The organism is Mesorhizobium sp. M7A.F.Ca.CA.002.09.1.1 (assembly GCF_003998555.1).
GTDB classification, from domain to species: Bacteria; Pseudomonadota; Alphaproteobacteria; order Rhizobiales; family Rhizobiaceae; genus Mesorhizobium; species Mesorhizobium ciceri.
The window spans coordinates 1-581 of sequence record NZ_RZRR01001522.1 but is presented as its reverse complement, the minus strand read 5'-3'; the positions used below and the strand labels follow the sequence as shown (position 1 = coordinate 581).

The following is a 581-nucleotide window of genomic DNA, read 5'->3' as shown; positions in this document are numbered from 1 at the left end:
CCACCAGCCGGCGGCCGATGCCCGGGCCGGCGCACCTGCCGTCATGCTGGTCGGTGACGAGCCCTATTACGGGCCGCTCGGTTTCAAGCGGATTCCGCGCGGCCAGATTTCGATGCCGCGCCCCGTCGACCTCGACCGGCTGCTGTCGCACGAGATCGCGCCGGGCGCGGTCGCCAGGCTCTTGGGCGAGGTCTGCCACGCCGATCAGGCCAGGGTGACCGATCCTACCGCGGCGATGGCTTGACCTTTCCCATCGATCTGGCGCCTGATCCGTCCACTGTTCCTGAGATCAAAGGATGACGTCATGAACCCGAACGGCCAGATCGCGATCGTCACCGGCGGCGGCTCCGGCCTTGGCGAGGCAACGGCGCGCGCGCTGGCCACCAAGGGAGCCCGCGTCGCCATCTTCGATGTCGGTATTGACCGCGCGGTCAAGGTCGCGGCCGAGATCGGCGGTATTGCCGTCCAATGCGACGTCAGCAGCGCCGACAGTGGGACTGCTGCCCTCGCCGACGTCGCCGCCAAGCTTGGCGAGCCGCGTATCCTGATCAATTGCGCCGGCATCGCCATCGGTGTGAAGA

1 protein-coding gene and 1 pseudogene are annotated in these 581 nt (G+C 68.0%); both read left to right on the top strand.

Features of this window, described 5'->3' with window-relative positions:
* A pseudogene (locus tag EN994_RS34425) lies at nt 1-244 on the top strand (GNAT family N-acetyltransferase); the annotation flags it as partial.
* 60 nt (nt 245-304) lie between these two features.
* A partial coding sequence (locus EN994_RS34420) for an SDR family NAD(P)-dependent oxidoreductase (RefSeq protein ID WP_127308301.1) occupies nt 305-581 on the top strand: 277 nt, incomplete at its 3' end.